This is a genomic window from Delftia sp. DT-2 (assembly GCF_028401915.1).
Classification (GTDB): Bacteria; Pseudomonadota; Gammaproteobacteria; order Burkholderiales; family Burkholderiaceae_C; genus Comamonas; species Comamonas tsuruhatensis.
The window spans coordinates 60,857-86,667 of sequence record NZ_JAQOTI010000010.1; the positions used below are offsets into that span (position 1 = coordinate 60,857).

The 25,811-nt window shown below is 65.4% G+C and carries 27 protein-coding genes; 16 read left to right on the top strand and 11 right to left on the bottom strand.

Features of this window, described 5'->3' with window-relative positions; all coding sequences use genetic code 11:
* The first annotated feature begins 17 nt into the window (after nucleotides 1-17).
* From gluQRS to PO605_RS18950, 3 genes are all read left to right on the top strand, one after another.
* Nucleotides 18-956, top strand: coding sequence for a tRNA glutamyl-Q(34) synthetase GluQRS (gene gluQRS / locus PO605_RS18940; protein ID WP_047475381.1), 939 nt, complete (start codon nucleotides 18-20; stop codon nucleotides 954-956).
* A 64-nt stretch (nucleotides 957-1,020) separates the two neighbouring features.
* Nucleotides 1,021-1,776, top strand: a complete 756-nt coding sequence (gene trmB, locus PO605_RS18945) for a tRNA (guanosine(46)-N7)-methyltransferase TrmB (RefSeq protein WP_197065211.1) — start codon at nucleotides 1,021-1,023, stop codon at nucleotides 1,774-1,776.
* 34 nt (nucleotides 1,777-1,810) lie between these two features.
* A complete protein-coding gene (locus tag PO605_RS18950; protein WP_016447176.1) occupies nucleotides 1,811-2,833 on the top strand; it encodes a GGDEF domain-containing protein in 1,023 nt (340 codons plus the stop codon).
* A gap of 36 nt (nucleotides 2,834-2,869) precedes the next feature.
* On the opposite strand, the gene PO605_RS18955 is transcribed toward PO605_RS18950, so the two are convergent.
* The 3 genes from PO605_RS18955 to alaS form a co-directional block, all read right to left on the bottom strand.
* Entirely contained in the window at nucleotides 2,870-4,120 is a 1,251-nt protein-coding gene (locus PO605_RS18955) for a GGDEF domain-containing protein (RefSeq protein WP_047475379.1), read from the bottom strand.
* 9 nt (nucleotides 4,121-4,129) lie between these two features.
* The gene (locus PO605_RS18960) at nucleotides 4,130-5,212 is read right to left on the bottom strand and encodes an ABC transporter substrate-binding protein (RefSeq protein WP_047475378.1); all 1,083 of its coding nucleotides are present in this window, start codon (nucleotides 5,210-5,212) and stop codon (nucleotides 4,130-4,132) included.
* 91 nt (nucleotides 5,213-5,303) lie between these two features.
* Nucleotides 5,304-7,928, bottom strand: coding sequence for an alanine--tRNA ligase (gene alaS, locus PO605_RS18965; protein WP_016451657.1), 2,625 nt, complete (start codon nucleotides 7,926-7,928; stop codon nucleotides 5,304-5,306).
* Nucleotides 7,929-8,011: 83 nt separating this feature from the next.
* Between alaS and PO605_RS18970 the strand changes: the two genes are divergently transcribed.
* Together PO605_RS18970 and PO605_RS18975 are read left to right on the top strand one after the other, a co-directional pair.
* Nucleotides 8,012-8,299 (top strand): hypothetical protein, encoded by a 288-nt coding sequence (locus tag PO605_RS18970; protein WP_272206733.1) that lies wholly within the window; start codon nucleotides 8,012-8,014, stop codon nucleotides 8,297-8,299.
* A 66-nt stretch (nucleotides 8,300-8,365) separates the two neighbouring features.
* Nucleotides 8,366-8,665 (top strand): hypothetical protein, encoded by a 300-nt coding sequence (locus tag PO605_RS18975; RefSeq protein ID WP_272206734.1) that lies wholly within the window; start codon nucleotides 8,366-8,368, stop codon nucleotides 8,663-8,665.
* A gap of 141 nt (nucleotides 8,666-8,806) precedes the next feature.
* On the opposite strand, the gene PO605_RS18980 is transcribed toward PO605_RS18975, so the two are convergent.
* Nucleotides 8,807-10,144 (bottom strand): MFS transporter, encoded by a 1,338-nt coding sequence (locus tag PO605_RS18980; protein ID WP_016447181.1) that lies wholly within the window; start codon nucleotides 10,142-10,144, stop codon nucleotides 8,807-8,809.
* Nucleotides 10,145-10,441: 297 nt separating this feature from the next.
* Between PO605_RS18980 and cyoA the strand changes: the two genes are divergently transcribed.
* The 7 genes from cyoA (at nucleotide 10,442) to PO605_RS19015 (ending at nucleotide 17,386) form a co-directional block, all read left to right on the top strand.
* Nucleotides 10,442-11,488 (top strand): ubiquinol oxidase subunit II, encoded by a 1,047-nt coding sequence (gene cyoA / locus PO605_RS18985; RefSeq protein ID WP_016447182.1) that lies wholly within the window; start codon nucleotides 10,442-10,444, stop codon nucleotides 11,486-11,488.
* A 65-nt stretch (nucleotides 11,489-11,553) separates the two neighbouring features.
* Nucleotides 11,554-13,560: a cytochrome o ubiquinol oxidase subunit I gene (gene cyoB / locus PO605_RS18990; RefSeq protein ID WP_016447183.1), complete on the top strand. Its 2,007-nt coding sequence runs from the start codon at nucleotides 11,554-11,556 to the stop codon at nucleotides 13,558-13,560.
* The gene (cyoC, locus tag PO605_RS18995) at nucleotides 13,553-14,185 is read left to right on the top strand and encodes a cytochrome o ubiquinol oxidase subunit III (protein WP_016447184.1); all 633 of its coding nucleotides are present in this window, start codon (nucleotides 13,553-13,555) and stop codon (nucleotides 14,183-14,185) included. The genes cyoB and cyoC overlap by 8 nt, the downstream gene beginning before the upstream one ends.
* Nucleotides 14,186-14,620, top strand: coding sequence for a cytochrome o ubiquinol oxidase subunit IV (cyoD, locus tag PO605_RS19000; protein WP_047475370.1), 435 nt, complete (start codon nucleotides 14,186-14,188; stop codon nucleotides 14,618-14,620). It abuts the gene before it with no gap.
* Between the two features lie 71 nt (nucleotides 14,621-14,691).
* The gene (locus tag PO605_RS19005; RefSeq protein WP_047475367.1) at nucleotides 14,692-15,405 is read left to right on the top strand and encodes an SURF1 family protein; all 714 of its coding nucleotides are present in this window, start codon (nucleotides 14,692-14,694) and stop codon (nucleotides 15,403-15,405) included.
* Between the two features lie 113 nt (nucleotides 15,406-15,518).
* Nucleotides 15,519-16,820: an ATP-binding protein gene (locus PO605_RS19010; protein ID WP_047475365.1), complete on the top strand. Its 1,302-nt coding sequence runs from the start codon at nucleotides 15,519-15,521 to the stop codon at nucleotides 16,818-16,820.
* 29 nt (nucleotides 16,821-16,849) lie between these two features.
* The gene (locus PO605_RS19015) at nucleotides 16,850-17,386 is read left to right on the top strand and encodes a response regulator transcription factor (RefSeq protein WP_012205888.1); all 537 of its coding nucleotides are present in this window, start codon (nucleotides 16,850-16,852) and stop codon (nucleotides 17,384-17,386) included.
* A gap of 72 nt (nucleotides 17,387-17,458) precedes the next feature.
* On the opposite strand, the gene cyoE is transcribed toward PO605_RS19015, so the two are convergent.
* Nucleotides 17,459-18,364: a heme o synthase gene (gene cyoE, locus PO605_RS19020; RefSeq protein ID WP_016447188.1), complete on the bottom strand. Its 906-nt coding sequence runs from the start codon at nucleotides 18,362-18,364 to the stop codon at nucleotides 17,459-17,461.
* The gene (locus tag PO605_RS19025; RefSeq protein WP_272206735.1) at nucleotides 18,361-19,551 is read right to left on the bottom strand and encodes a COX15/CtaA family protein; all 1,191 of its coding nucleotides are present in this window, start codon (nucleotides 19,549-19,551) and stop codon (nucleotides 18,361-18,363) included. Before PO605_RS19025 ends, cyoE begins: the two co-directional genes overlap by 4 nt.
* A gap of 522 nt (nucleotides 19,552-20,073) precedes the next feature.
* Here PO605_RS19025 and PO605_RS19030 point away from each other — a divergent pair.
* The 4 genes from PO605_RS19030 (at nucleotide 20,074) to PO605_RS19045 (ending at nucleotide 21,304) form a co-directional block, all read left to right on the top strand.
* Complete coding sequence (locus PO605_RS19030; protein ID WP_017403888.1) at nucleotides 20,074-20,295, top strand: hypothetical protein; 222 nt, start codon at nucleotides 20,074-20,076, stop codon at nucleotides 20,293-20,295.
* 200 nt (nucleotides 20,296-20,495) lie between these two features.
* Nucleotides 20,496-20,678 carry a hypothetical protein gene (locus tag PO605_RS19035; RefSeq protein ID WP_016447190.1) on the top strand — a complete coding sequence of 61 codons (183 nt, stop codon included), beginning with the start codon at nucleotides 20,496-20,498 and terminating at the stop codon, nucleotides 20,676-20,678.
* Complete coding sequence (locus PO605_RS19040; RefSeq protein WP_047475362.1) at nucleotides 20,675-20,923, top strand: hypothetical protein; 249 nt, start codon at nucleotides 20,675-20,677, stop codon at nucleotides 20,921-20,923. The genes PO605_RS19035 and PO605_RS19040 overlap by 4 nt, the downstream gene beginning before the upstream one ends.
* A gap of 99 nt (nucleotides 20,924-21,022) precedes the next feature.
* On the top strand, nucleotides 21,023-21,304 hold the full coding sequence (locus PO605_RS19045; protein WP_016447192.1) for a hypothetical protein: 282 nt from the start codon (nucleotides 21,023-21,025) through the stop codon (nucleotides 21,302-21,304).
* 36 nt (nucleotides 21,305-21,340) lie between these two features.
* Here the strand turns inward: PO605_RS19045 and PO605_RS19050 are convergent, their stop codons facing one another.
* The 5 genes from PO605_RS19050 to PO605_RS31040 form a co-directional block, all read right to left on the bottom strand.
* The gene (locus tag PO605_RS19050; protein ID WP_272206736.1) at nucleotides 21,341-22,129 is read right to left on the bottom strand and encodes a class I SAM-dependent methyltransferase; all 789 of its coding nucleotides are present in this window, start codon (nucleotides 22,127-22,129) and stop codon (nucleotides 21,341-21,343) included.
* A 710-nt stretch (nucleotides 22,130-22,839) separates the two neighbouring features.
* Nucleotides 22,840-22,977, bottom strand: coding sequence for a hypothetical protein (locus tag PO605_RS19055; protein ID WP_193726258.1), 138 nt, complete (start codon nucleotides 22,975-22,977; stop codon nucleotides 22,840-22,842).
* 170 nt (nucleotides 22,978-23,147) lie between these two features.
* Entirely contained in the window at nucleotides 23,148-23,684 is a 537-nt protein-coding gene (locus tag PO605_RS19060; protein WP_082001667.1) for a cysteine hydrolase family protein, read from the bottom strand.
* Nucleotides 23,685-24,126: 442 nt separating this feature from the next.
* On the bottom strand, nucleotides 24,127-24,630 hold the full coding sequence (locus PO605_RS19065; protein WP_016447197.1) for a GNAT family N-acetyltransferase: 504 nt from the start codon (nucleotides 24,628-24,630) through the stop codon (nucleotides 24,127-24,129).
* A 152-nt stretch (nucleotides 24,631-24,782) separates the two neighbouring features.
* The gene (locus tag PO605_RS31040) at nucleotides 24,783-24,863 is read right to left on the bottom strand and encodes an IS3 family transposase (RefSeq protein ID WP_354004185.1); all 81 of its coding nucleotides are present in this window, start codon (nucleotides 24,861-24,863) and stop codon (nucleotides 24,783-24,785) included.
* Nucleotides 24,864-25,811 lie beyond the last annotated feature (948 nt).

The following is a 25,811-nucleotide window of genomic DNA, read 5'->3' on the forward strand; positions in this document are numbered from 1 at the left end:
TTTAACATCCGGCCCCGATGATTTGCGCCGTCCCTCAGTCCCCCGATCCCGGCATTGCCACCGCGGCCTCCCCCTATGTGGGCCGCTTTGCGCCCTCGCCCACGGGCCTGCTGCACGCAGGCTCCCTGGTGGCAGCGCTGGCCAGCTGGCTGGATGCCCGGGCCCACGGCGGGCGCTGGCTGGTGCGCATCGAGGACATAGATCCCCCGCGCTGCCAGCCCGGTGCCGACATGGCCATCCTGGGCCAGCTCGCCGCCTGCAGCCTGCTGCCCGACGAGGAGCCGGTCTGGCAATCCCGCCGCGGCGCCCTCTACGAGGCCGCTGTGGAGCAGCTCAAGGCCAGCGGCCTGGCCTATCCCTGCGGCTGCACGCGCAAGGACATCGAGGCCGCCTGGGACCGCCTGGGCTGGATCCATGAACGCCATGTGGAGCGCCCCTACCCCGGCACCTGCCGCGACGGCCTGCATGGCAAGAGCCCCCGCGCCTGGCGCTTTGCGCTGGACCACTTTGCCGGCCGCCACCCCGTGCTGCGCTGGCAGGACCGCCGCATGGGCGCCCAGCAACAGGACGTGACCCACAGCGTCGGCGACTTCGTGCTGCGCCGGGCCGATGGCCTGTGGGCCTACCAGCTCGCCGTGGTCGTCGATGACGGCCTGCAGGGCGTCACCCATGTGGTGCGCGGCGCCGACCTCGCCGACAATACGCCCCGCCAGATGCTGCTGCAGCGCGCCCTGGGCCTGCCCGCCCCGCAGTACCTGCATACGCCGCTGGTGCTCATGCCTGACGGCGAGAAACTTTCCAAGCAGCACGGCGCCCCCGCCCTGGACCTGAGCGTCCCCCTGGCCACGCTTCGCACCGCCGCCACCCACCTGGGCCTGCCCCAGCCTTCTCCACAGACCGCATTGGGCGAAGCGCTGCAGTTCTGGGTACGGAGCTGGCGCCATACATACAATTGAGCCCGTGAACCCAATTCCTTCCTCCCACGCCGAGCAGTCCCTGGACGGCGACATCCCGAACACCATGCCCGCTGCCTCCGGCACGCCGCATGATTGCCCTTCACCCTCCACGCCTGCGGCCGCGCGTACCGGCCAGCCGCCCGAGGGCGTGGCCCATCCCAAGACCATCAAGAGCTATGTGCGCCGCGCCGGCCGCACCACGACCGGCCAGGCCAAGGCCTTCGAGGAACTGGGCCCGCGCTTCGTGCTCAACTACCAGGCCGCGCCGCTGGACGCAGCAGCCACCTATGGCCGCCAGGGCCGTCTGATCCTGGAGATCGGCTTCGGCATGGGCGAGGCCACGGCACACATTGCGCGCGTGCGCCCGGACGACAACTTCCTTTGCTGCGAGGTGCACGAGCCTGGCGTGGGCGCCCTGCTCAAGCGCATTGGCGAGCAGGACATCACCAACATCCGCATCCTGCAGCACGACGCCGTCGAAGTCATAGACAACATGCTGCCCGAGGCCAGCCTCGACGGCGTGCACATCTTCTTTCCCGATCCCTGGCACAAGAAGAAGCACAACAAGCGCCGCCTGATCCAGGAGCCTCTGGTGGCCAAGCTGGCGCGCCGGCTGCGCCCCGGTGGCTACATCCACTGCGCCACCGACTGGGAACCCTACGCAGTGCAGATGCTGGAAGTGCTGGGCGCCGAGCCCCTGCTGGCCAACACGGCACAAGGCTATGCCGCCAAGCCCGACTACCGGCCGCTGACCAAGTTCGAGAACCGCGGGATCCGCCTGGGCCACGGCGTATGGGATCTGGTGTTTGAGCGCCGCTGAGCCGGTCGCGCCCTCCTCCAAGACAAGGCCTCGCATGCAGCCATTGCTACAGAATCTGGTCGAGATGACGGCCCACCGGGACCATCTGCGATTGGAAATCTCGGTGCTGTCCACCTTGTTCAAGCTCAACGGCGTGGTGCAGGTGAGGGCGCTGGAGCTGTTCGCCATGCCTGACGGCAGGCACTGCGTGCGTGCGCGCACCTGGAGCCAGGGCGATGAGGTCATGTCCACCGATGCCGAGGCCCTGTACGACCCGCAGAGCGTGGAGCTGTCCTCCATGCCCTCGCTGCAGCAGGCCCTGCAGCAGCGCGCCCTGGTCGCCTCGGCCGTGCAGCCCGATGGCCGCCATGTGCTGTGGCTGCCGCTGTGGCGCCAGGAGACGGCCTACCACTGCCTGGAGATTGCCCAGTCCACGGCCTTCTCGCCCAGCCGGCTGGATGTGATCCAGGGCATCTTCGGCGTCTATCACAACTACCAGAGCCTGCTGGACTACAGCGAGCGCGACGCGCTGACCGGCCTGCTCAACCGCAAGACCTTCGACGAGCAGTTCCTGCGCCTGTCTCTGCAGGAGCCGCCGGCAGCCATGCCTGGCGTGGCCACGCAAGATGTTCCGGGCCAGTGGCTGGCCGCCATCGACATCGACCATTTCAAGCGCATCAACGACCGCTTCGGCCATCTGTATGGCGACGAGGTGCTGATCCTGGTGGCCAACATCCTGCGCAGCTGCTTCGATGCCAAGGACCGCGTATTCCGCTTCGGCGGAGAGGAGTTCGTGGTGCTGCTGCGCTCGGTCAGCCTGGCCAATGCGCGCAAGGCGCTGGAGCGCCTGCGCCACGATGTGGAGAGCTACGAGTTTCCCCAGGTCGGCCGCATCACCGTGAGCGCGGGATTTGCCGCCATGGGCACGGGCGCGCCCGTGGAGGTTCTGGGGCATGCCGACCAGGCGCTCTACCACGCCAAGGAACATGGCCGCAACCAGACCTGGTACTACGGCGACCTGATCACCCAGGGATTGCTGGCACCCCAGGTGAACAGCAACGACATCGAACTGTTCTGAGCCCGACCTGAGGCCAGGCCGGTCAGGCCGGGTCGGTCAGGCCGGGTCGGCCACGCGCACGCAGTCGCGCCCGGCGTGCTTAGCCTCGTAGAGCATGGCATCGGCACGCTGCAGCAGTTGCTGCACGCCCTCGCCGCCACGCAATTGGGCCACGCCAAAGCTGGCCGTCAGCATCAGATCCAGCCCGTGGACATGCACGGGCATGGTGCGCACGGTCTCGCGCAGTTGACCGGCCAGTGCCCCGGCCCGAGCCGCAGCGACACCAGGGATCACGATCAGGAACTCCTCCCCGCCGTAGCGCGCCATCCAGTGCGCCGACGAATCCAGCTCCAGCGCACGCTGGCAGCGCAGCGCCACCTCGCGCAGCGCGGCGTCGCCAGCGGCATGGCCGTGCCTGTCGTTCACCCGCTTGAAGTGGTCCACGTCCACGAACATCACGCTCAGCGCCGCGCCCCGGTCCCGGCTCTGGACGACCTCGGTCGCCAGGCGCTCGTCCATGGCGCGCCGGTTGAGGCAGCCCGTCAGCGCGTCGGTCAGCGACATGCGCTTGACCTCTTCCACCAGCTCCTGCAGTTGCCCGGTGCGCTGGGCCACCAGCAGGTCCAGATGCTCGATGTGGCCGCGCAGGTCATGCTGCAGCTGGGCAAAGCCCTGCACCACCAGATCGATCTCGTCGTGCTGGCCGCGCCGGGTCCGCTCCAGCACCAGAGGCCGCGACAGCTCGTTGGGCTTGAGGCTGGCCGCAAAGCCTGCAATCTGCTGCAGCGGCTGGCGAAGTTCGCGGCGCATCACCCAGGCCACCATCAGGCAGACCAGGGCCGTGAACAGCGCATAGCCCAGCAGCACGCGCAGCGTGGAGTCGCGCAGCACCTCCAGGTAGTGGCCCCGGTTTTCCCAGACCTGCAACTCACCCAGCGGCAGGCTGGACTGGCTGTGCCTGGGCGCCGCAATGGCCATGGACACGGCGGGAGCCTGGCCATCCCTGGGCTCGCCGGCCTCGTACATCTCGCCCGTGGAGGTGACGCGCAGCTGCACATGGCCGACCAGGGGCAGCCGGCCCAGCCACTGCACCTGCTCGTGCACCAGGGCAGGCTCTATATCCCACAGCGCTGCCGACAGCGAGATCATGCTGTTGGTCACCACCGTCTCCATGGAACGGCGAAACTCCTGCTGCCCCTTGCGGTACTCCCACCAGGCGTGGGCACCGCCGAACACCAGCATGCAGGCCACGGCCAGCAGCATGATGCGCACAATCAGCAAGGAGGCGATCGAACGGAAGCGGGGCATGGAAGGCGCTCAGCGCAGCAGGTGCTTCAACTCGAATCCGTAGCGCCGCAGCCGGGGATTGAGGTGCTTGCTGTAGCTGCGAAAGTCCAGCGGAGCCAGGGGCGCGCTGATCCTGTGCTCGTAGCGGTCGATCTGGGACTTGTCCAGCAAGGCGAACATGGGCCGCACCTGCTCCAGCCCTTCGGTGGCGAAATCGCTGCCGTGCGCATGGTCGTACAGCATGACCAGGGCCCAGGCACCCGTGAGGAAATGGCCGCCCGCCAACGCGCTCAGCTCGCCCGTGCGCAGCGCCGTCATGGCGGCGGCCGATGAATTGATGGCACTGAAGAAGGCATCGTGCCCGGGCGCTCCCCCGCGCGCGCGCCAGGCCTGCATGGCGCCAAAGGCCATCTCGTCGTTGCCGGCCCACACCAGGCGCACTTCGGGATAGCGCTGGAACAGCACGGCCGCCTGCTGCTCGGCGCGTTCGCGGCGCCATTCGCCAAAGACTTCCTGCTGCAGCACCACGTCGCCGGCCTCGGCCGCTGCGCGGCGCATGCCGGCATTGCGCTCCACCGACGAGGGCGTGGAGCGGTCGCCGGCAATGGCCACCATGTGCAGCCGGCCATCGGCCGCACGCGCGTGGCCCGACGCCCGCGCGGCGGCGAACAAGGCCTTGGCCGTGAGGTAGCCGGCCTCTTCGGCGCCCGGCTCCAGGCTGCCCAGCCAGTGGCGATAGCGCTCTCGCGCCACGCCGGTCTGGCCACGCAATGTCTCGGGCACGCCACTGAAGGCCATGAAGCTGTCTATGCCTGCCGCCTCCAGCGTGCGCAGGATTTCGGGCGCCACGCTGTAGTCGTTGGTGAACATCACGTAGCGGGGCCGCTGCGCCTTGGGCAGGGCCGCGATCTGCCGCGCGATCTCGATGGGGCGCAGGTGGTCGCGCTGCGCATAGCGCACCTGCAGCTGCATGCCCAGGCTGCTGGCCGCGTCCTGCATGGCCTCGCTGACCGTGGTCCAGTAGCGCTCGTCGGACCGGCCGGGGTTGATGAAGACCACGCTTTGCGCGGCGGCAGCGGCCGATTGCGCCACCACGCCCATCACCCACGCCATGCGCAGCGCCCACGGCAAGACGCCCCGGTGGAGGAATCCACCGGGGCGTCCCGAAGCGGGAGCAGCAGCAATCATCTGCCGCGCAGCTGGATCAGGCGCGCTCTGCCACCCAGGCCTGCACGGCGGCCAGCGCGGCCGGCAGGCCCGCTGCATCCGTGCCACCGGCCATGGCCATGTCGGGCTTGCCGCCGCCCTTGCCGCCGACCTGGCTGGCCACGAAGTTCACCAGCTCGCCAGCCTTGATGCGCGAGGTCTCGGCCTTGGTCACGCCGGCAGCCAGCTGCACCTTGTCGCCATCGACCGCCGCCAGCACGATGGCGGCGGCGCCCAGCTTGTCCTTGAGCTTGTCCATGGTCTCGCGCAGGGTCTTGGCATCGGCGCCTTCCAGCCTGGCGGCCAGCACCTTGATGCCCTTGACGTCGACGGCCTGACCGGCCAGTTCGTCGCCCTGGCTGGAAGCGAGCTTGCCCTTGAGCGCAGCCACTTCCTTCTCCAGCGCACGGATCTGCTCCAGCGCGCCGCCGATGCGGGTGTTCAGCTCGGCCGTCGGCGCCTTCAGCGCAGCGGCCGCCTGGTCCACCGTGGATTCCAGCGATTGCAGGTAGGCCAGCGCGTTCTCGCCGGTCACCGCCTCGATGCGGCGCACGCCAGCGGCCACGCCGCCTTCGCCCACCACCTTGAACAGGCCGATGTCGCCCGTGCGCTGCACGTGGGTGCCGCCGCACAGCTCGCGGCTGGTGCCGATGTCCAGCACGCGCACGGAGTCGCCGTACTTCTCGCCGAACAGCATCATGGCGCCCGTGGCCTTGGCCGATTCGATGTCCATCACCCGCGCGTCGGTGGGCGTGTTGGCCAGGATCTCGGCGTTCACGCGGCGCTCGATCTCGCGGATCTCGGCAGCGGTCACGGCCTGGTTGTGGGCAAAGTCGAAGCGCGTGCGCTCGGCGTTGACCAGCGAGCCCTTTTGCTGCACGTGGTCGCCCAGCACTTCGCGCAGGGCCTTGTGCATGATGTGCGTGACCGAGTGGTTGCGCATGGTGGCGGCACGCAGCTGCGTGTCCACCTCGGCCTGCACGGCATCGCCCACCTTCAGGCTGCCGGACTCCAGCACGCCATGGTGGCCGAACACATCGGCCTTGATCTTGAGCGTGTCCTCGACCGCGAAGCGCGCGCCTGCGGTGCTGATCACGCCCTGGTCGCCCACCTGGCCACCGGACTCGGCGTAGAAGGGTGTGGTGTCGAGCACGACCACGCCGCTCTGGCCGGCCTTGAGTTCCTGCACGGCGCTGCCTTCGGCATACAGTGCCACCACCCTGGCGGCCTCGGCCAGCTTCTGGTAGCCGGTGAAAGCATTGGCCTGGCCCGTGTACTCGAGGGCGCGGTCCATCTTGAACTTGCCAGCCGCGCGGGCCTTGTTCTTCTGTTCTTCCATGGCGGCCTGAAAGCCTGCCTCGTCCACGCCCAGGCCGCGCTCGCGGCAGACGTCGTTGGTCAGGTCCAGCGGGAAGCCATAGGTGTCGTGCAGCTTGAAGGCCACGTCGCCGGGCAGCACCTTGGCGCCACCGGCCAGCGCCGCATCCAGGATTTCCATGCCGTTGGCCAGGGTCTCGAAGAAGCGTTCTTCCTCGACCTTGAGCACTTCGGTGATGCGCGCTTCCTGCTCGCGGATCTTGGGATAGGCGTCGCCCATCACGGCCACGAGGTCCTTGACCAGCTTGTGGAAGAACGGAGTCTTCTGGCCCAGCTTGTAGCCGTGGCGGATGGCGCGGCGCACGATGCGGCGCTGCACGTAGCCGCGGCCTTCGTTGGACGGGATCACGCCGTCGGCCACCAGGAAGGAGGTGGCGCGGATGTGGTCGGCAATGACCTTGAGCGACGGGGTCTCGAGGTCGGCAATGTGCGTCTCGCGCGCAGCCGCCTTGATCAGTGCCTGGAACAGGTCGATCTCGTAGTTGCTGTGCACATGCTGCAGGATGGCGGCCAGGCGCTCCAGGCCCATGCCGGTATCCACGCAGGGGGCGGGCAGCGGCTTGACGTTGCCCTGCTCGTCCATGTCGAACTGCATGAACACGTTGTTCCAGATCTCGATGAAGCGGTCGCCGTCTTCGTCAGGGCTGCCCGGAGGGCCGCCGGCCACGTGCGCGCCGTGGTCGTAGAAGATTTCCGAGCAGGGGCCGCAGGGGCCGGTGTCGGCCATCATCCAGAAGTTGTCGCTCTTGTAGCGGCCGCCCTTGTTGTCGCCGATGCGGATCACGCGCTCGGGCGGCAGGCCGATTTCCTTGGTCCAGATGTCGTAGGCCTCGTCGTCCTCGGCGTAGACCGTGGCCAGCAGGCGCTCCTTGGGCAGCTTGTAGACCTCGGTCAGCAGTTCCCAGGCCCACTTGAGCGACTCGCGCTTGAAGTAGTCGCCAAAGGACCAGTTGCCCAGCATCTCGAAGAAGGTGTGGTGGCGGGCGGTGTAGCCCACGTTTTCCAGGTCGTTGTGCTTGCCGCCTGCGCGCAGGCAGGTCTGCACCGAGGTGGCACGCGTGTAGGGGCGCTTGTCGGTACCCAGGAACACGTCCTTGAACTGGACCATGCCCGAGTTGGTGAACATCAGCGTCGGGTCGTTGCCGGGCACCAGGGGGCTCGACTCCACGATGGTGTGGCCCTTGGATGCGAAAAAGTCCAGAAAGCTCTTGCGAATGTCGGCAACGGTGAAAGTGGGTGTGCTCATGGTGTCTAGGAGTTCGGAGCGCGCACGCGGGGCGCTGTCCCTGGCGGGAGGGTGTCCCGTCGGGACCAACGCGCATTATAGGTTTGCCCCATCGTCGCGGCAGCGAGCCCTGCCTAGCCTCCATCACGCACGTGGCCAAAGAAGGCCTCTCCTCCCATCTGCCCGCCCTTGAGCACGATCTCCAGCCCGCCGCGCTGGCCGGATCGCTGACATGCGTGCGCAACAGCGGCGCGCGACTGGCCGGTCCGCGGCGCCTACAGCTGTGGGTGGCGCCCCATCCGGGCCGCAGGGCCGACATTCTTGCGCTGGAGAAATGGCTGGTGCAGGAGATGGGGGAGATGGCTAGCACAGGCGATCTCGCCGTTCCCTGATCCCGCTCAGACTGCGCGCGATGGGCGCCCTGGATAATCGCCAGCCGGAACCACAGCAAGCACACCATGGCGCAACCACAGACACCCGAGCCTCATTCCGCCAAACCGGCCCAATCAGGCAAAAGCCGCATCGTGCCCTGGCTCATCGGCCTGCCCGTGGCCTTCTTCGCTGTGCTCATGCTGGCTGGCCAGTTGCTGTCCACGCCCGAAGGCGAGGCGCGCTGGGTGGAGCGCGAAACCATCAAGATCTGCCGCAAGGAAACCGCCAGGCCTGAGGCCGAGCGCAAGACGCGGCAGTTTGAATCGGTGCAGGACTGCGACAGGCTCGAATTCGACTTCAAGCAGCGCTACGGTGAAAACCCCTGAGGCGGAGCCGCAACGGAAAATGCCCCCACGCTCCCCTGCTTCGCAAGGTCCGCTGCCCCCCAGGGGGCCAGCTTTTTGCCTTGGGGCGGCCCGGCGACAAAAAAGGCCGGCAGAGCCGGCCTTTGGCTTGCAAGGGCCCGTTCAGTCGCGCGTCTCGATGGCCCGGTTGATGCCCAGCGCCGCCAGCGTGCACAGCGCGCCCGACAGCAGATAGATGCCCAGCGCCACCAGGCCGAAGCGCGAGGACACGCCCAGCGCCACCAGCGGGGCAAAGGCCGCGCCGACCAGCCAGGCCATGTCCGAGGACAGGGCCGCGCCCGTATAGCGATAGCGCGAGGGGAAGTTGGCCGTCACCGTGCCTGCCGCCTGCCCGTAGGACAGGCCCAGCAGGATGAAGCCGACGATGATGAACACGTTGTTGCCCGTGGTGCCGCTGCCCAGCAGCCAGGGAGCCACAAAGCTGAAGATGCCGATCAGGCAGGCCATGGTGCCCAGCGTGTTGCGCCGCCCCACCCGGTCGGCCAGCCAGCCCGAAACCATGATGGCGCCGGCCGCACAGAAGGCGCCAACGATCTGCACGCCCAGCACATGGTTCACCGACTGGTCCGAATACAGCGAGATCCAGGACAGCGGGAAGATGGTCACCAGATGGAAGAGCGCAAAGCTGGCAAGGGCTGCAAAGGCGCCGATGACCACGTTGCGGCCCTCGTCGCGCATCAGCGGCACCACGCCCATGGGCTCCAGCTCGCGCTGCGCCAGCAGCTCGGTGTAGGACTGGCCCACCACCAGGCGCAACCGGGCAAACAGTGCCACCACGTTGATGGCAAAGGCCACGCAGAAGGGATAGCGCCAGCCCCAGCTGAGGAACTCGTCGGCATCCACATGGGCATAGATGAAGGCAAACAGGCCTGCCGCCAGCACAAAGCCCAGCGGCGCACCCAACTGCCCGATCATCGAATACCAGCCCCGCCGGTTCTGGGGCGCCGACATGGCCAGCAGCGACGGCAGTCCGTCCCAGGAGCCGCCCAGTGCAATGCCCTGGCCGATGCGCAGCAGCGCCAGCACGATGATGGCGTTCACGCCCGCCTGCTGGTAGCTGGGCAGGAAGGCCATGCCCACCGTACACACGCCCAGCAGGAAGAGCGCCAGCGTCAGCTTGGTCGCCCGGCCCCAGCGCCGCTGCACGGCCATGGACAGCGCCGTGCCCAACGGCCGCGCCACGAAGGCCAGCGCGAAGATGCCGAACGACATCAACGTGCCGTCAAGCTTGGAAAGATAGGGGAACAGCAGTGCCGGGAAGACCAGCACGCAAGCGATGCCGAACACGAAGAAGTCGAAGTACTCCGAGGATCGCCCCAGAATCACGCCGACGGCGATCTCGTTGGGCGTGACATCTTCGTGGGTGTCGGCGCGGGACAGAGATTCCTTGCTTTCGTAGCTTCCGTTGGGGAAGCTTGCAGTTGTGTCGAGGCCGCTCATAGATGGATGCTCCTTGTCTCGTCTCACTGACAGCTCCGTTCTACGCCCTCGCTTGATCTGGCGCAAGGCGGTTTCACCTCGACCGGACTTGGTGTTTTTCCTGCTGCGCGCGGCCGAAAAATGCGGCCTCCGGATCGCCGGGACCCCGCTGCCTGCCCCGCCAGGTAGCAGAAAGTTCCCGGCTTCTCCTTGACGTTGGACAAAATGTCCAATGGACAAATTTATACTTCGTAATACATTTGCCCGGATCTTGTAATCCGCGTTTCTATGTAAACGCGCTCTTGTTGCGCCCCTAGCATGCTAAAAATCAAGGAACTCCGTGGGCCTGCGTGGCTCACCGCGGCCGCTTTGACAGCCAGTCTCACTGGCTGCAGCAAAGCCGTCGTGCTCAACCCGGCCGGCGATATCGCCGCGCAGCAAGGCAACCTGGTGGTCACGGCCACCTTGCTGATGCTGATCATCATCATCCCGGTGATCATCCTCACGCTGCTGTTCGCCTGGAAATACCGCCAGTCGAACACCGAGGCCCACTACGACCCCGAATGGCACCACTCCACCACGCTGGAGCTGGTGATCTGGTCCGTGCCGCTGATGATCATCATCGCGCTGGGCGCCATCACCTGGATCAGCACCCACAAGCTCGACCCCTACCGCCCGCTGGACCGCGTCTCGGCCTCCAAGCCCTTGAGCACCGATGTCAAGCCGCTGGAAGTGCAGGTCGTGGCCATGGACTGGAAGTGGCTGTTCTTCATCCCTGAAAAGGGCATCGCCACCGTCAACGAGCTGGCCGCTCCCGTGGATCGTCCCATCCACTTCAAGCTGACCGCCACCTCGACGATGAACGCCTTCTACGTGCCTGACCTGGCCGGCATGATCTATGCCATGCCCGGCATGCAGACCGAGCTGAACGCAGTGATCAACAAGACCGGTGTGTTCCACGGCCTGGCATCGCACTACAGCGGCGCCGGCTTCTCGGGCATGACGTTCAAGTTCCACGGCCTCAGCGACGAGGAATTCGAGCAGTGGGTTGCCAAGGCCAAGTCCGAAGGCAAGGCCCTGAACCGCGACACCTACCTGAATCTGGTCAAGCCCAGCGAGCGCAACCCGGTCGAGCGCTTCGCCACCGTGGACGAAGGCCTGTACGACAAGGTGCTCAACCGCTGCGTCGAGGAAGGCAAGATGTGCATGCACCACATGATGGCCATCGATGCCGCGGGCGGCGAAGCCTATCTCAAGGCCGTGGGCATGAACCTGCCCCAGGATGTGTGCACGGTGCAAAACGCCGACCGCGTCGTGGCCTTCCTGGACCAGCGCGACGGCTCGGCCGCCAGCGCACAGCAATAAGCAGATAGCGGAAGCGGACGACGGCCAGCCCGCCGCCCGTTCCAAAACGACCTAAGAGACTCGATATGTCTGAACATACCTCCCCGGCACAGGCCCACTGGCTGCTGGGACGCATCACCTGGGACTCCATCCCGATGGCGCATGAGCCCATCGTGCTGGTGACCTTCATCGCCGTGGTGCTCGGCGGCCTCGGCGTGCTGGGCCTTCTCACCAAGTTCCGCCTGTGGGGCCCGCTGTGGCGCGACTGGCTGTGCAGCATCGACCACAAGAAGATCGGCATCATGTACATGATCCTCGGTCTGGTCATGCTGCTGCGCGGCTTCGCAGATGCGCTGATGATGCGCCTGCAGCAGGCCATGGCCTTCGGCGACAACCTGGGCTACCTGCCTCCGCACCACTACGACCAGATCTTCACGGCCCACGGCGTGATCATGATCTTCTTCGTGGCCATGCCCTTCGTGACCGGCCTGATGAACTACCTGGTGCCGCTGCAGATCGGCGCCCGCGACGTGTCCTTCCCATTCCTGAACAACTTCAGCTTCTGGATGACCACGGGCGGCGCCGTGCTGGTGATGATCTCGCTGTTCCTGGGCGAGTTCTCCACCTCCGGCTGGCTGGCCCTGTCCAACCTGGGGGCGCAGAACCCGGGGGTCGGGCTTGACTACTACATCTGGGGATTGCAGGTGGCCGGTGTCGGCACCACGCTGTCGGGCATCAACCTGATCGTGACCATCATCAAGATGCGCGCACCCGGCATGAACCTGATGAAGATGCCCGTCTTCACCTGGACTGCCCTGTGCACCAACGCGCTGATCGTGGCCTCGTTCCCCATCCTGACCGCAGCCCTGGTGCTGATGTCGCTGGACCGCTACGTCGGCACGAACTTCTTCACGAACGACCTGGGCGGCAACCCCATGCTGTACGTGAACCTGATCTGGATCTGGGGCCACCCCGAGGTCTACATCCTGATCCTGCCGTGCTTCGGCATCTTCTCCGAGATCGTCTCGACCTTCAGCCGCAAGCGCCTGTTCGGCTACACCTCCATGGTGTACGCGACGGTGTGTATCACCATCCTGTCCTACCTGGTGTGGCTGCACCACTTCTTCACCATGGGCTCGGGCGCCAGCGTGAACACGTTCTTCGGCATCACGACGATGATCATTTCGATCCCGACGGGTGCCAAGATATTCAACTGGCTGTTCACCATGTACCGCGGCCGCATCCGCTTCACCGTGCCGATGCTGTGGACCGTGGGCTTCATGTGCACCTTCGCCATCGGCGGCATGACCGGCGTGCTGCTGGCCGTTCCCCCGGCCGACTTCGTGCTGCACAACAGCCTGTTCCTGATCGCCCACTTCCACAACGTGATCATCGGCGGCGTGGTGTTCGGCGTGTTCGCCGGCATCAACTTCTGGTTCCCCAAGGCCTTCGGCTACAAGCTCGATGAGTTCTGGGGCAAGTGCTCGTTCTGGTTCTGGCTGGTCGGCTTCTGGGTGGCCTTCACGCCGCTGTACGTGCTGGGCCTGATGGGTGTGACGCGCCGCGCCAACCACTTCGAGGACCCCTCGCTGCAGATCTGGTTCATCATCGCCGCCTGCGGCGCAGGCCTGGTGGCCCTGGGCATCGGCAGCTTCCTGATGCAGCTCGTGGTCAGCTACTTCAAGCGCGACCAGCTGCGTGACGAAACCGGCGATCCATGGGAAGGCCGCACGCTGGAGTGGGCCACATCCTCGCCCCCGCCCCAGTACAACTTCGCCTTCACGCCCGTGGTGCATGAGATCGATGCCTGGTGGGATATGAAGAAGCACGGCTACCAGCGTCCGCTGACCGGCTTCAAGCCCGTGCACATGCCCGCCAACACCGGCGCCGGTGTCGTGATCGCTGCGCTGTCCACGGTCTTCGGCTTCGCGATGATCTGGCACATGTGGCCCCTGGCCATCGTGTCCTTCGCCGCCACCGTGCTGGCGTCGATCATCCACACGTTCAACTACAAGCGCGACTACTACATCCCCGCCGCGGAAGTCGCGGCCACGGAAGAACTGCGCACACAACAGCTGGCACGTCATGTCTGATATCCGTTACACCGCAGGCGGCGCTGCCGCCCTGGCCCCGCGTGAGTACCACCTCGCCGAGGAGCCCCATCCCGAAAACGGCACCGCTCTGGGCTTCTGGCTCTACCTGATGAGCGACTGCCTGATCTTTGCAGCGCTGTTCGCCACCTATGGCGTGCTGGGCCGCAACTACGCTGCAGGCCCCACGGGCGCCCAGCTGTTCGACCTGCCCCTGGTGGCGATGAACACGGCCTTCCTGCTGCTGTCGTCCATCACCTTCGGCTTCGCCATGCTGCAAAAGCAGCAGGGCAAGCTGGGCGGCACGCAGATGTGGCTGGCCATCACCGGCCTGTTCGGCCTGTGCTTCCTGGGCCTGGAACTCTATGAGTTCTCCCACCTGCTGCACGAGGGCGCTGGCCCTCAGCGCAGCGCCTTCCTGTCCTCGTTCTTCACGCTGGTGGGCACCCACGGCCTGCACGTGACCTTCGGCCTGATCTGGCTGGTCACGCTGATGATCCAGATCAACAAGCACGGCCTGACGCACGAGAACAACCGCCGCCTGATGTGCCTGTCGATGTTCTGGCACTTCTTGGACGTGGTCTGGATCGGCGTCTTCACTTTTGTTTATCTGATGGGGGTGCTGTAAATGGCTGCACACGACATCCACGCCGGCCACGGTCACCACGACCATCACGGCCATGACGACCACCACCACGATGCCGGCCCGCACAGCACGTTCTCGGGCTACATGTGGGGCTTCGTGCTCTCGATCATCCTGACGGCCATCCCGTTCTGGCTGGTGATGGGCAACATCATCTCGGACCGCTCGACGGCCGTGATGGTGCTCGGCGGCTTCGCCGTGGTGCAGATCCTGGTCCACATGGTCTTCTTCCTGCACATGAACGGCAAGATCGAAGGCGGCTGGACCCTGCTGTCCACCATCTTCACCGTGGTCTTCGTGGCCATCGGCATCGCAGGCACGCTGTGGGTCATGTTCCACATGAACACCAACATGATGCCCCAGCACACCATGCCGACCGATTCTGCGGCGCAGACGGCACCGGCCGTGGTCACGCCTTGACCGCATCCGGAAACTCCGGGCCCTCCAGCCGCGCAGGCGCATGGCGCCGGCGCGGCCCACTCGCTCAGGCGATGCTCATCTCGGTGGGCATCGCCTTGTTTTTGGGCTTCATCTTCCTGGGCAGCTGGCAGGTGCAGCGCCGCGCCTGGAAGCTGGATCTCATAGAGCGCGTGGAGCAGCGCGTGCACGCCGCACCCGCTGCCCTGCCCCCGCCCGCCGAATGGCCGCAGATCACGGCCGCCGACCATGAATACCGCGCCGTGCAGGCCAGCGGCCAATGGCTGACAGGCAAGACCGTGCTGACCCAGGCCGTGACCGAGCTGGGAGCAGGCTTCTGGGTGCTGACGCCGCTGCAGCTGGACGATGGCAGCCAGGTGCTGGTCAACCGGGGCTTCATCCCCACGGAGCAGCGCGCACGCTGGCAGGCGCAGCCCGGGCAGGCATCCCAGGACCAGGTGACGGTGTCCGGCCTGCTGCGCATCAGCGAGCCGCGCGGCGGTTTTCTGCGCGAGAACGATCCTGCTCAGCAGCGCTGGTTCTCGCGCGATGTGGCGGCCATTGCACAGGCCCAGGGCCTGGACCATGCTGCCCCCTACTTCATCGACGCCGGCCTGCCGGGCCAGCCCGTGGCGGACGGCACCTGGCCGCGCCCGGGCATGACCGTGATCCGCTTTCCCAACAGCCACCTGGTCTACGCACTGACCTGGTACGGATTGGCGCTGATGGTGGTCGGTGCCGCCTGGCTGGTCAGGCGCAATGACCGGCAGCCGGCCGACAAGCCATAGAACCGCCTTGCGCAGGCAATGGGGCCATCGATGACATCGGTGGCCCTTTTTCTTCAGTCCTCTACAAGACCCTGCCGCGCCACGGCTGCCTGCGGTAGCGCACAATCGCCCGCGTGAATTCGCCTTCAGAGTCCCTGTTCCGCGTCGAGCGCACCACCGAACGCCAGAACATGCAGCTGCTGATACAGCTGCGCTGGTTTGCCGTGGTCGGGCAGGTGATCACCATCTCCCTGGTGCACTACGGCTTCGGCATCAACCTGCCGCTGCCGGCCATGGCCCTGGTGCTGATGGCCAGCGTATTCACCAACCTCGGCTACATCTACTGGTACCGCAGCCACCGCCGCCAGATCTCGGCGCGCAACCTGTTCCTGGCCCTGCTGGCCGACGTGCTCGCCCTGGCCATACAGCTGTATCTGAGCGGCGGCGCCAGCAATCCCTTCATCTACCTGTTCCTGCTGCAGGGCATTCTGGGCGCCGTGCTGCTCAGGCCCGTGCACGCCTGGATCATCGTCGCCAGCACCTCGCTGTGCACCCTGGTGCTGGCCATCGTGCACTGGCCCCTGCCCATTGGCGCGGCGGGACCGGACGGGCTGCCCGGCCTGTACGTGAGCGGCATCCTGATCAGCTTCGGGCTGACCACAGTGCTGCTGGTGGTCTTCCTGCGCCGCATCGTCTCCAACCTGCGACGGCGCGACGCGCGGCTGGCCAACATGCGCCAGCGCGCCAGCGAGGAAGAGCACATCGTGCGCATGGGCCTGCTGGCCACGGGCGCGGCGCACGAGCTGGGCACGCCGCTGTCGACCATGTCCGTCATCCTGGGCGACTGGCAGCGCATGCCCGCCATCACGCAAGATCCCGATCTGCTCGCCGACCTGCAGGAGATGCAGCAGCAGCTGCTGCGCTGCAAATCCATCGTCTCCAGCGTGCTCATGTCGGCCGGCGAAACCCGCGCCGACGCGCCCCAGGCCACGACCTTGCATGCCTTCATGGATGGAGTGGTCGCCCAATGGCAGTCACGCCATGCGGTGGAGCGTTTCGACTATGTCCAGGCCGAAGAGGACTTCCCCATTCTTTCGGATACCGCGTTGCAGCAAATGGTTTGCAATGTGCTCGACAATGCCGCCGAGGCATCTCCCGGCCATGTGGCGCTGCACCTGTCCGTGCGCACCGGCATGCTGTGCATCACCGTGCGCGACAAGGGTCCCGGCTTTGCACCTGCCGTGCTGGAGCAGCTGGGCCAGCGCCATATCTCCACCAAGACGGAGCGCCCGGGCCGCGGACTGGGCCTGTTCCTGGTGCTCAACGTGGCGCGCTCGCTGGGCGGACGCGTTCAGGTGAGGAACACCCCGCCCAGGGGCAGCGAGGTGGAGATCCGCCTGCCCCTGTCATCGATTGCCATTGAACCCGGCGCCTGAAGCGGCGCCCACAGGAACCCGAATCGCCCATGGACAGCTCCCGCCTCCTGCTGCTGGTTGAAGACGATGCAACGTTTGCACGCACGCTGACGCGATCGTTCGAGCGGCGCGGCTACCGCGTGCTGCAGGCCGCCAGCGCCGAGGAAGTGCGCGAGCTGCTGCAGACGCATTCGCCGCAATACGCCGTCATGGACCTCAAGCTGGCCGGCAATGCCTCGGGCCTGAGCTGCGTGCAGATGCTGCACCAGCACAACCCCGAGGCGCTGATCGTCGTGCTCACCGGCTATGCCAGCATTGCCACGGCCGTGGAGGCCGTCAAGCTCGGCGCCTGCCACTACCTGGCCAAGCCGTCCAACACCGACGACATCGAGGCCGCCTTCGGCCGCCTCGAAGGCCGCACCGACGTGGAGCTGTCGCGCAACCCCACTTCCATCAAGACACTGGAGTGGGAACACATCCACGAAACCCTGGCCGAGAGCGACTTCAACATCTCCGAGGCCGCACGCCGCCTGGGCATGCACCGGCGCACGCTGGCGCGCAAGCTGGAAAAGCGGCAGATCAAGTAAGACGGCAGGCACCAAGACAAACCGGGCCTCAAGGGCCCGGTTTGTCATTGCGCGGCCATGGCCCTCAGGCCATCAGCCCAGCCAGAGGTAGTGATCGATCAGCAGTGCCAGGAACAGCACGCTCAGATGCACCAGCGAGAAGCGGAAAGTCCTGCGCGACAGCTCGTCCGAGTAATTGCGCCACAGCGCGAAGGCATAGCCGCAAAAGCCCACGCTCAACACCACGGCCACCACCAGGTACAGCCAGGAGCTCATGCCGTACATGAAGGGCAGCATGCAGGCTGCGAACAGGATCACCGTGTACAGCAGGATCTGCAGCCGCGTGTACTCGCTGCCATGCGTGACGGGCAGCATCGGCAGGCCCGACTGGCGGTAGTCCTCCACGCGGTACAGCGCCAGCGCCCAGAAATGCGGAGGCGTCCACAGGAAGATGATGAGAAACAGGATCAGCGCCTCGGGTCCGACCTGGCCCGTCATCGCGGCCCAGCCCAGCACGGGCGGCATGGCGCCGGAGGCGCCGCCGATCACGATGTTCTGCGGCGTGGCGGGCTTGAGGATCACCGTGTAGATCACGGCATAGCCCACGAAGGTGGCCAGCGTCAGCCACATGGTCAGCGGATTGGTGCACAGCAGCAGCACCAGCGCACCCAGCGTGCACAGGATGGCCGAGAAGGCCAGGGCCTGCTGGCTGGTCAGCTCCCCGCGCGCCGTGGGCCGCCAGGAGGTGCGCTTCATGCGCGCATCGATATGGCGCTCCACCAGGCAGTTGAAGGCCGCTGCGGCGCCCGCCACCAGCCAGATGCCCAGGCAGGCCAGCGCCATGTGCAGCCACTGGTCGGCGTTGGGCCAGCCCGGCACGGCCAGCACCATGCCGATCAGCGCGCAGAACACGATCAGCTGCACCACGCGCGGCTTGGTCAGGGCATAGAACTGCGTCCAGCGTGAGGACTCGACACTCAGGGAAGCTTGTTTACTCATGCAATCTCTCCACGGGCAACCGGCAACCCGGCCCGCAGCGTGCCCGGGCGACTGGCCGCCAGGCACCAAACAATCACGGTCACCAGCGCGGCTGCGCCACCCGTATGCAGCACCGCGGCCACCAGCGGCCAATCGAGCACCACGTTCGACAGGCCTGTCAGCACCTGCAGCACCAACAACGCACCCAGCACGCGGCGCTGCAACGCCAGTGCGGGCACTTCACCCAAACGCCACCACAGCCCGGCCAGCGCAGCCACCACCACATAGGCCGCCAGGCGGTGCAGATAGTGGATGGCCGTGAGGCCCGCAAAGCTGATGTTGCTGCCGTCCTGCAGCAGGCCCAGCGGACGCCAGATCTGCAGCGCCTGCGAAAAATCCATGGCCGGCCACCAACTGCCCTGGCAGGTCGGAAAACTGCTGCAGGCCAGCACCGCATAGTTGGTGCTGACCCAGCCACCCAGTGCCACCTGCAGCACCAGCAAGCCCAGGCCCAGCCACAGCAGAGCACGCAGGCCCGGGGAAATCACCGTTGCCTGCTGCTGGCGTGCCTCCCGGCTCAGCCCCACGGCGGGCACGCACAGCAAGGCCAGCAGGCCCGTGCCGCCCAGCAGGTGCAGGGTCACGATGGCCGGAAACAGCTTCATGGTCACGGTCCAGGCGCCAAAGGCACCCTGCAGGCAGACCCAGAACAGCGCCAGCGTGGGCCACCAGGGGCTCATGGCCCCCCGCCGTGCGCCTTCCACGCCTTGGGCGCCACCCGCCCTGCCCTGGCGGCGCGCACGCCGCCAGGCCATGATGGTCATGGCGATGATGAGCACGCCCACGGTGGTGGCCAGATAGCGGTGGACCATCTCTATCCATGCCTTGCCATGCGTCACCGGCCCGGTGGGCATGGCGGCCTGCGCCTCGGCAATCTGCGCGCGGGCGCCCATGGGGCTGGCGCTGCCATAGCAGCCCGGCCAGTCAGGGCAGCCCAGGCCGGAATCGGTCAAACGCGTAAAGGCGCCGAACAGCACCAGGTCGAAAGTCAGAAACAGCGTCAGCACCGACAGTGCCTGCAGCCGCTTGAGCGAGCCACCGTTGCGGTTGCGCAGCCACACCCAGGCCAAGGGTCCCAGCGCCAGCAACAGGCCCAGCAGCATCAGCTCCAGAACGGGGGCCAGATCGTACAGCGCCTGCTCGTTCACCTCCGCCCTCCACAGCGCAGCGTCCACCGGACGGAACGGACCCCAGGCAAGCCGCAAGGCAATGCCACAGGCGCATCCGGTTGGCGACAGCAGAACTTCATAAATGAGAGCAATTTGACGAGAAGGCTCAGCCCCATGCGCGAGATTGGATCGCAGGCCGGGCCCACAGAGAATCAGGACATGCACCCAGATACAGGCTGCGGGACGGCGCCCCATGCACAAGGCCCGCCAAGCGGGCCCGGTCGCTGCAACTTTCAGAGCAGCATGTCTTTGATATGAAACAATTCTACTTGCCTGCGCACCACTCAAGCGCCCAAGCGCGCAGTGCCCCTAGACCGCAGCCAGCTTCTTTTGGCCGGCGTGATGCGGCTTGGGCCGGGCGCACACGAATTTGCGCAGGGTGCCACCCGAGGCATCGGTGGCCCGGCTTTGCACAACTGCTCAGATTCGCTCAGATTCAGACGCCCAGCGTTCCTTAGATTGACGCTTTCACTTGGGGACCGGCAACCGCCGGGTGAGGCCATGATTGCAGGACGCTCGTGGACTGTGCTTGATGGGCGCGGACACGAAATCGGGCGTGTCGAAGGCGATGAATTCGTCCGGTGCGGGACCAGGCTCATCTACCGCATCGATGGGCCGGCGCTGTACTCCATGGACGGCTCGGCCAGACTGATGGGCTTTATCGAAGGGACCGAGGTCAGAACCCGGCAGGGGCGGATCTTTCTCAAATTCCTCGCGCATTGAACTGCGCTGCTCTGATCTACGCAGCACCGTGCGCATGCAGCGGCAAGCTTTCGGCCCCCTTCTGCGCCAGCCGATGACAATCTATATCAATTCATTCATAGCCAGTCGCTAAGACGCACAGATAATTGCCGGCATTCGTGTGAATTGTGAGAAGGGACCGGGCCACGTGCCACGCCCTTCGCATGCTGGAGGATTGGCAGATGAGCGCCCCGGAAATGGAGGCCATACAGGAGCGGCTGAAGAAGCTGCGGGCCGACGAGGCGCAGGTAGCCGAGCAGCTGGAACGGCTGCAGACCCAGAAGGCTGCGCTGGAGCACAGGCAGGCCATGATCCAGGGCGCCTTGGAGGTGCTGGAAGAGATGCGGCAGGAGCTGGAGCCATGAACCGCGGCAAGCCCGGTTCGTCCTCGTCCTCGTCACCGCCCGCCACTGCCCTGCCAACAACCCAGGACTGGCTGGAAAGAATTGCAGCCCTGGATGCCACGCAGCCGCCGCCTACCCCACCTCGTCCGCGCAACACTCGCAAAGCAGCGCGCCGCAAGGCGGTCACCATCGTGGCAAGGCTGGTGCTGCTGGTGCTGCTGGCCATCGCCCTGGCCGTGGCGGCGCAATTGATGTGGGTCAAGTAGCTGCCTGCGGTATACCCTCGCATCCTGGCGAAGTTCCCATATTGTTTGCATGCTCACTTGCGCCTAGCATGGAGGCACACTCAACGCAGTGGAGGTGTCATGGCCGATCCCGAAGAACCGCTGGAAATACGCTCAGAACGCTGGCAGTCGCTGAAGGGGCTGGACATCGCCTCCGTGGATCTGGGCCCCATCTGCGTGGTGCTCTTGCTGACGTTGATCTGCATGGCCGTGATGCTGCTGCTGGCCAAGTCCGGCGCCGAGCAGGTGCGGCAGGCCCAGCCATCGCCCCAGGCCAAAGGCCCTGCTCCCCGACCGCAACCGGCGCAGCCCGTGGCAGAACCCGCCCAGCAACAGACCTGGATACCGGCCTTGCGCACCTGAGCGCGGCAAGGCCGGTCCAGGCCGTAGGTAGCGCGTTCAGACCTTCATCGAACGTGTCGCAATGAAGGTCGGCACGAACTTCTCGATCACAAAACGGGCGTGGGGCTGCCAGTCCTCGTGGAAGCCCGTCAGCACAAGCCCCGCATCCAATTCCCCCCCGATCTGATCGGCCAGCGTATGGCCGAACACCAGGGCCTCGTTGCGCTCGCGCTTGGCCGCAATCGCCTCGGGCGGCAAATCCGCCACATCGGAATACGGCAGGCGCCAGGCGGGCCGCACGAGTCCTTGCTCGCGCAATGCAGGATCACGGTCCTCCACGAAGACCACCGGATTCCAGAAGCTGGACAGAAGACGCCCGCCCGTCGTCAGCACCCGCGCGCATTCACGCCACACGGGCCGCACATCGGGCACGTAGAGGTTGGAGATGGGGTGAAAGATCACATCAAAGCTGGCGTCTGCAAAGACCCCCAGATCGCGCATATCGCCCTGCACGCAGGTCAGCGCAAGGCCTTCGCGCTCGGCCACATGCCGGTCCTGCGCAAGCTGGCCGGCTGAGGCGTCAAAGACGGTGACCTGGGCGCCCGCTGCCGCAAGAATGGGCGCCTGCTGGCCGCCGCCGCTGGCAAGGCAGAGGATGCGCAGGCCGCGTACATCATCCAGCCAGCCGGCAGGCAAGGGGCCTGGCGTGAGCCGCGCCTGCCAGCTTCCGGCGCGGGCCCGTGCTATTTCGGCGCTGTCGACCGGGCGCGACCAGTCGCAGGACTTGGCAGCCTGCTGGTTCCAGGCGGCCGTGTTGTGGGCAAGGATATCGATGGATTCCGTCATGGGCACTCTTTCAAAAATTCCGAAAGGAGGCCGCACGGCGACGCCGGGTTGCGTTCAGGAAACGCAGAGCAATCAACGAACAGGCAGGAGGTGACGCAGGCGTCCGCCGTCGGCCGGCAAAGGGCTTCGGGGGATTGGTCGGACGAAGGTCCGAAGGCGTCACAGGTTCATGTCAGGCTCGCAATGGTCGCAGGAACGGAAGCAAAAATTCTAGGGTTGCCCGAAGCACGCTGTCAAACAGCTGCGGCGCCTTCCCCACACGGTCATGCAAAAGTCACAACCGTGAGACGGCCTGGCTGTAAGTTGAACCCGCACCCTCGATGGCGCCGGCTTCTGCTGCGCCTTGGCGCGCCCGCTGACGACCGCCTTTTCCAACCCGGCGCCCAATGGATACCGAGGAGCAACACTTTGAAGGAGAGCTATGCGTAGTCCCAAGAAAGGCAGAGAGCCGATCCGGCTCCTGGACCTGGCCCCCGCCGTCTTCTGCATGCAGTGCGAACAGGAAAAGCCCGCCACAGGCGCCCGCCAATTCCATGCGTGGCACGTGTGCAGCGATTGCTCGCAGAAGCTGGCCCGACTCCCCACGGCGCAAGCACCCACGGCGCACCCTGCGCACTGAGGCAAGCGATTCCCCAAAACGACAGCCCGCCAAATGGCGGGCTTTCTCATGCCCTTTCGGGCATGGGCGGGACCATGACAGTGGATCGCGCCTACCAGGGCGCAAACACCATCATCAGCGCCACGGCCACGACGGCTGCGGCGATGTACATGGTCCGCCTGGTGGCGAACCGGTTGCGGGACGACGACGTGGGCACTTGGCCAGGGGTGTTGGGAGGAGGTGTGTTCATGGCCTCAAGCATGGGTGCCGCCCAGGCACGCCCTTGTCGGACAAGCACAGGTCAGGGAATCAGCGCAAGGCAGGACCAGGCCGTCGGCATTGGCCCATGGCCCGGTGGTCTGAAAGACGAATGGCGCTGCAATCGCTCGCGTGTGCCTCAATATGGGCGGACTCCGCAGATCAGGTGTGAACCGGTGCCGAGAAATCCCAGGCGTTTGCGGGCATGACCGCGCAAAACGCCCCTTCCAGCGTCGCGTTGTGGTGTTCCACAATCTTCTGCGCTGCAAGCTGGGGGGTGTCGGCACAAGTATGTCCATCCGCAATAAGGACGGCATCAAGGCCCAGATCGCGAGCGACCCGGCAATTGGTGTCCACGCAGTACTGAGTCTTCATGCCGGTGATGACCAGGCCGGTCACGTTGCGTGCTTGAAGCTGCTGCAACAGATCGGTGCCTGCAAAGGCGCTTGGGCGGTGTTTTTCGAACACAACCTCACTGCCGTCCAGTTGCAGTTCGGGTGCGAGTTGGGTCAGTGGGCTGCCTGGGCCAATGGGCGTTCCCACGGGACCGATGTGACGAGCCAGAAAAATTGGCGCTCCCGCACGGCGGGCCTGTGCCATCAAGGTATTGATGGTGTCCAGCACCTCGGTGCAGCGCCACATGGGTTCAGGCCCTCGGACCAGGCCGACCTGAACATCGAGGACTAACAGAGCAAACATGAATGCAACTCCTTGCGTGGTGCCGGCGACGCAAGGGCAAAAAAAGGGCCCTGTCCATCGCTGGCGGGCCTGGGAAGTGGTTCAACTGGGACTCACGGCACTTCACACGGTCCGCAGGAAGCGGTCGTGGAGGTGATAGTGGTGAGAGTGCAGTGAACCATGGAGTTCCATTGTAACGAGCGCCTTCGCCTGTCATCTCAGCACCTATGCGGCTTTTTTGCGTTTGTCGCGCCGCAGATCTCGCCCCTGTAGTTCCGGACGCTGTCCAGCTGTTTTCGGGGGGAGACGTCAGGCAAGAACAAGCCCGCTGATAGGGCTTGTCTGCACCTCGGTGTGCTTCACCTTCTTCGACGTCTCGTCACTTCCCAGGATGACAAGTTGCTGCGCCCTTTGCGAGACCAGTTGATGGAGAACCCCCAGGCGCTGACGGATCCGGCAGCGACTACGCGGACAACAGCGCCCAGCGTTCGTGATCTCGCCAGCGACCACCGACCTTCATGAATGCGGGCGACAACCCCTCCAACTTGAAACCACAGGACTTCACCAGTGCTATGGCTGCCTTGTTCTCAGGCTGAATGTTGGCTTCCAGCCGATGCAGCTTCGAAGTCCTGAAGACCTGCTTCACGACATGCGCGAGGCCCTCCTTCATCAGGCCCTTCCCTTCGAAGCCCGAGAATGCAAAGAAGTCGATATGGGCAGAGCGGAACGGGTCCATCAGGATGTTCGTGATCTGCACGACCCCGGCAAAACCATCGCTGCGCCACTCCCAGATCACAAATGCCGCACCCGACGGTTCCTGCACGCGAGCCAGGTAGCCCTGGAACTCCTGTGCCGTGCTGGGCGGCGAAACCCATGGAGCGTGCAGTTTGCGGCTCTGTCCGACCGCGTCGATGAACTGCTGCTCCAGATCGGCGGTCAGCGTCGAAACGTAGATATCTGTGCCCATGACTTCCCTTCTCTGTGGAGAGAAAAGTGTAGCCAGCCCAGGAATCCGTCGGAAGCCCGGCAGCGCGCTTGCACCCTACAGCCTTGTCAAGTGCACCATTGAAACGACGAAGCCCGCTTTGAACTGACCCCATGAAGTTGGACGGTTGGAAGTTAGCGGCTCAAGGCCTGATTTCGGTACTGCACCGGACTCAGGCCTTCTAGCATGAGCTTGATGCATTGGTAGTTGCCCAAAGACCACCACCGCGACGATGCCCTGCCCTTCGGCGACTGCCCCTCTCAGAAAGGAAACCTCGAAATGACCGGCCACAAGCCCTTGCGGCAGCAGAAAGGACCGGCATCGTGACCACGAAACCCGAACCCATCGCCACTAACGTCTATGACAAACAGCCGGGCGGAACCTATAGGGCCAACATGCACGTCAGTGGGCTGGCCATCCAGCGCGCTCTGCGACATATTCGTCCGGGGACACGACAGGAGCTTGCGCGGTTCCGCCTGGGACAGCACCCGGCGCCGAAACCCCACATGCTTCCCCCCGGCGGTTTTCCCCTTGGAACACAGCTGGCGTTTGAGAAGGCTACGCCAACAGTTCGGCGCCTCCCTACCGATCTTTCCTGCATCGAGCCCCAGTCCCACGCCTGCCCCAGCTGTGCCCGCAGCTGCTTGGCCGCCGTGGGAGGGTCTCGTCGCTTATCGAGTACGTCGTAAGCTTGGACACAGGTCACGTCACGCGGCACTGTCCAGGCAAGCTCTGGTACCTCGCCCAGCATTCGCGCCAGAGCGCTCCGCGCAAGGTGATCGCGGAAACCCTCCAGCAGCGCACGCACCTTAGACGATACGGCAGGACCATGTTTGGCCAGTGCTGCCTTGCGACGGGCAGTGACCGGATCAACTCCTGCGCTACCCCCGCGCTTGTCTCCCTGAACTGAGACAGCCTCTGCAAAGCGCTATCTCGGGCCAGTGCCCGAGCCTCACCTACTTCATCAGGCCAGCAGAGCTGTTTGTAGCGGTAGGCCCGTGTTTTGTGCGATTGGGAGTTGACCTATCGCAATTCATCGCACCCCTTCACGAGCAGGTGCGAGCCTGGCTGAAGCTGCTTTGCAGACCGCGAATCGAATAGCACTAGAATCTCACCCAGAGTCATGGCGCCGGTTCTATTGCCAGCGACGTAGGAGGCAAAAA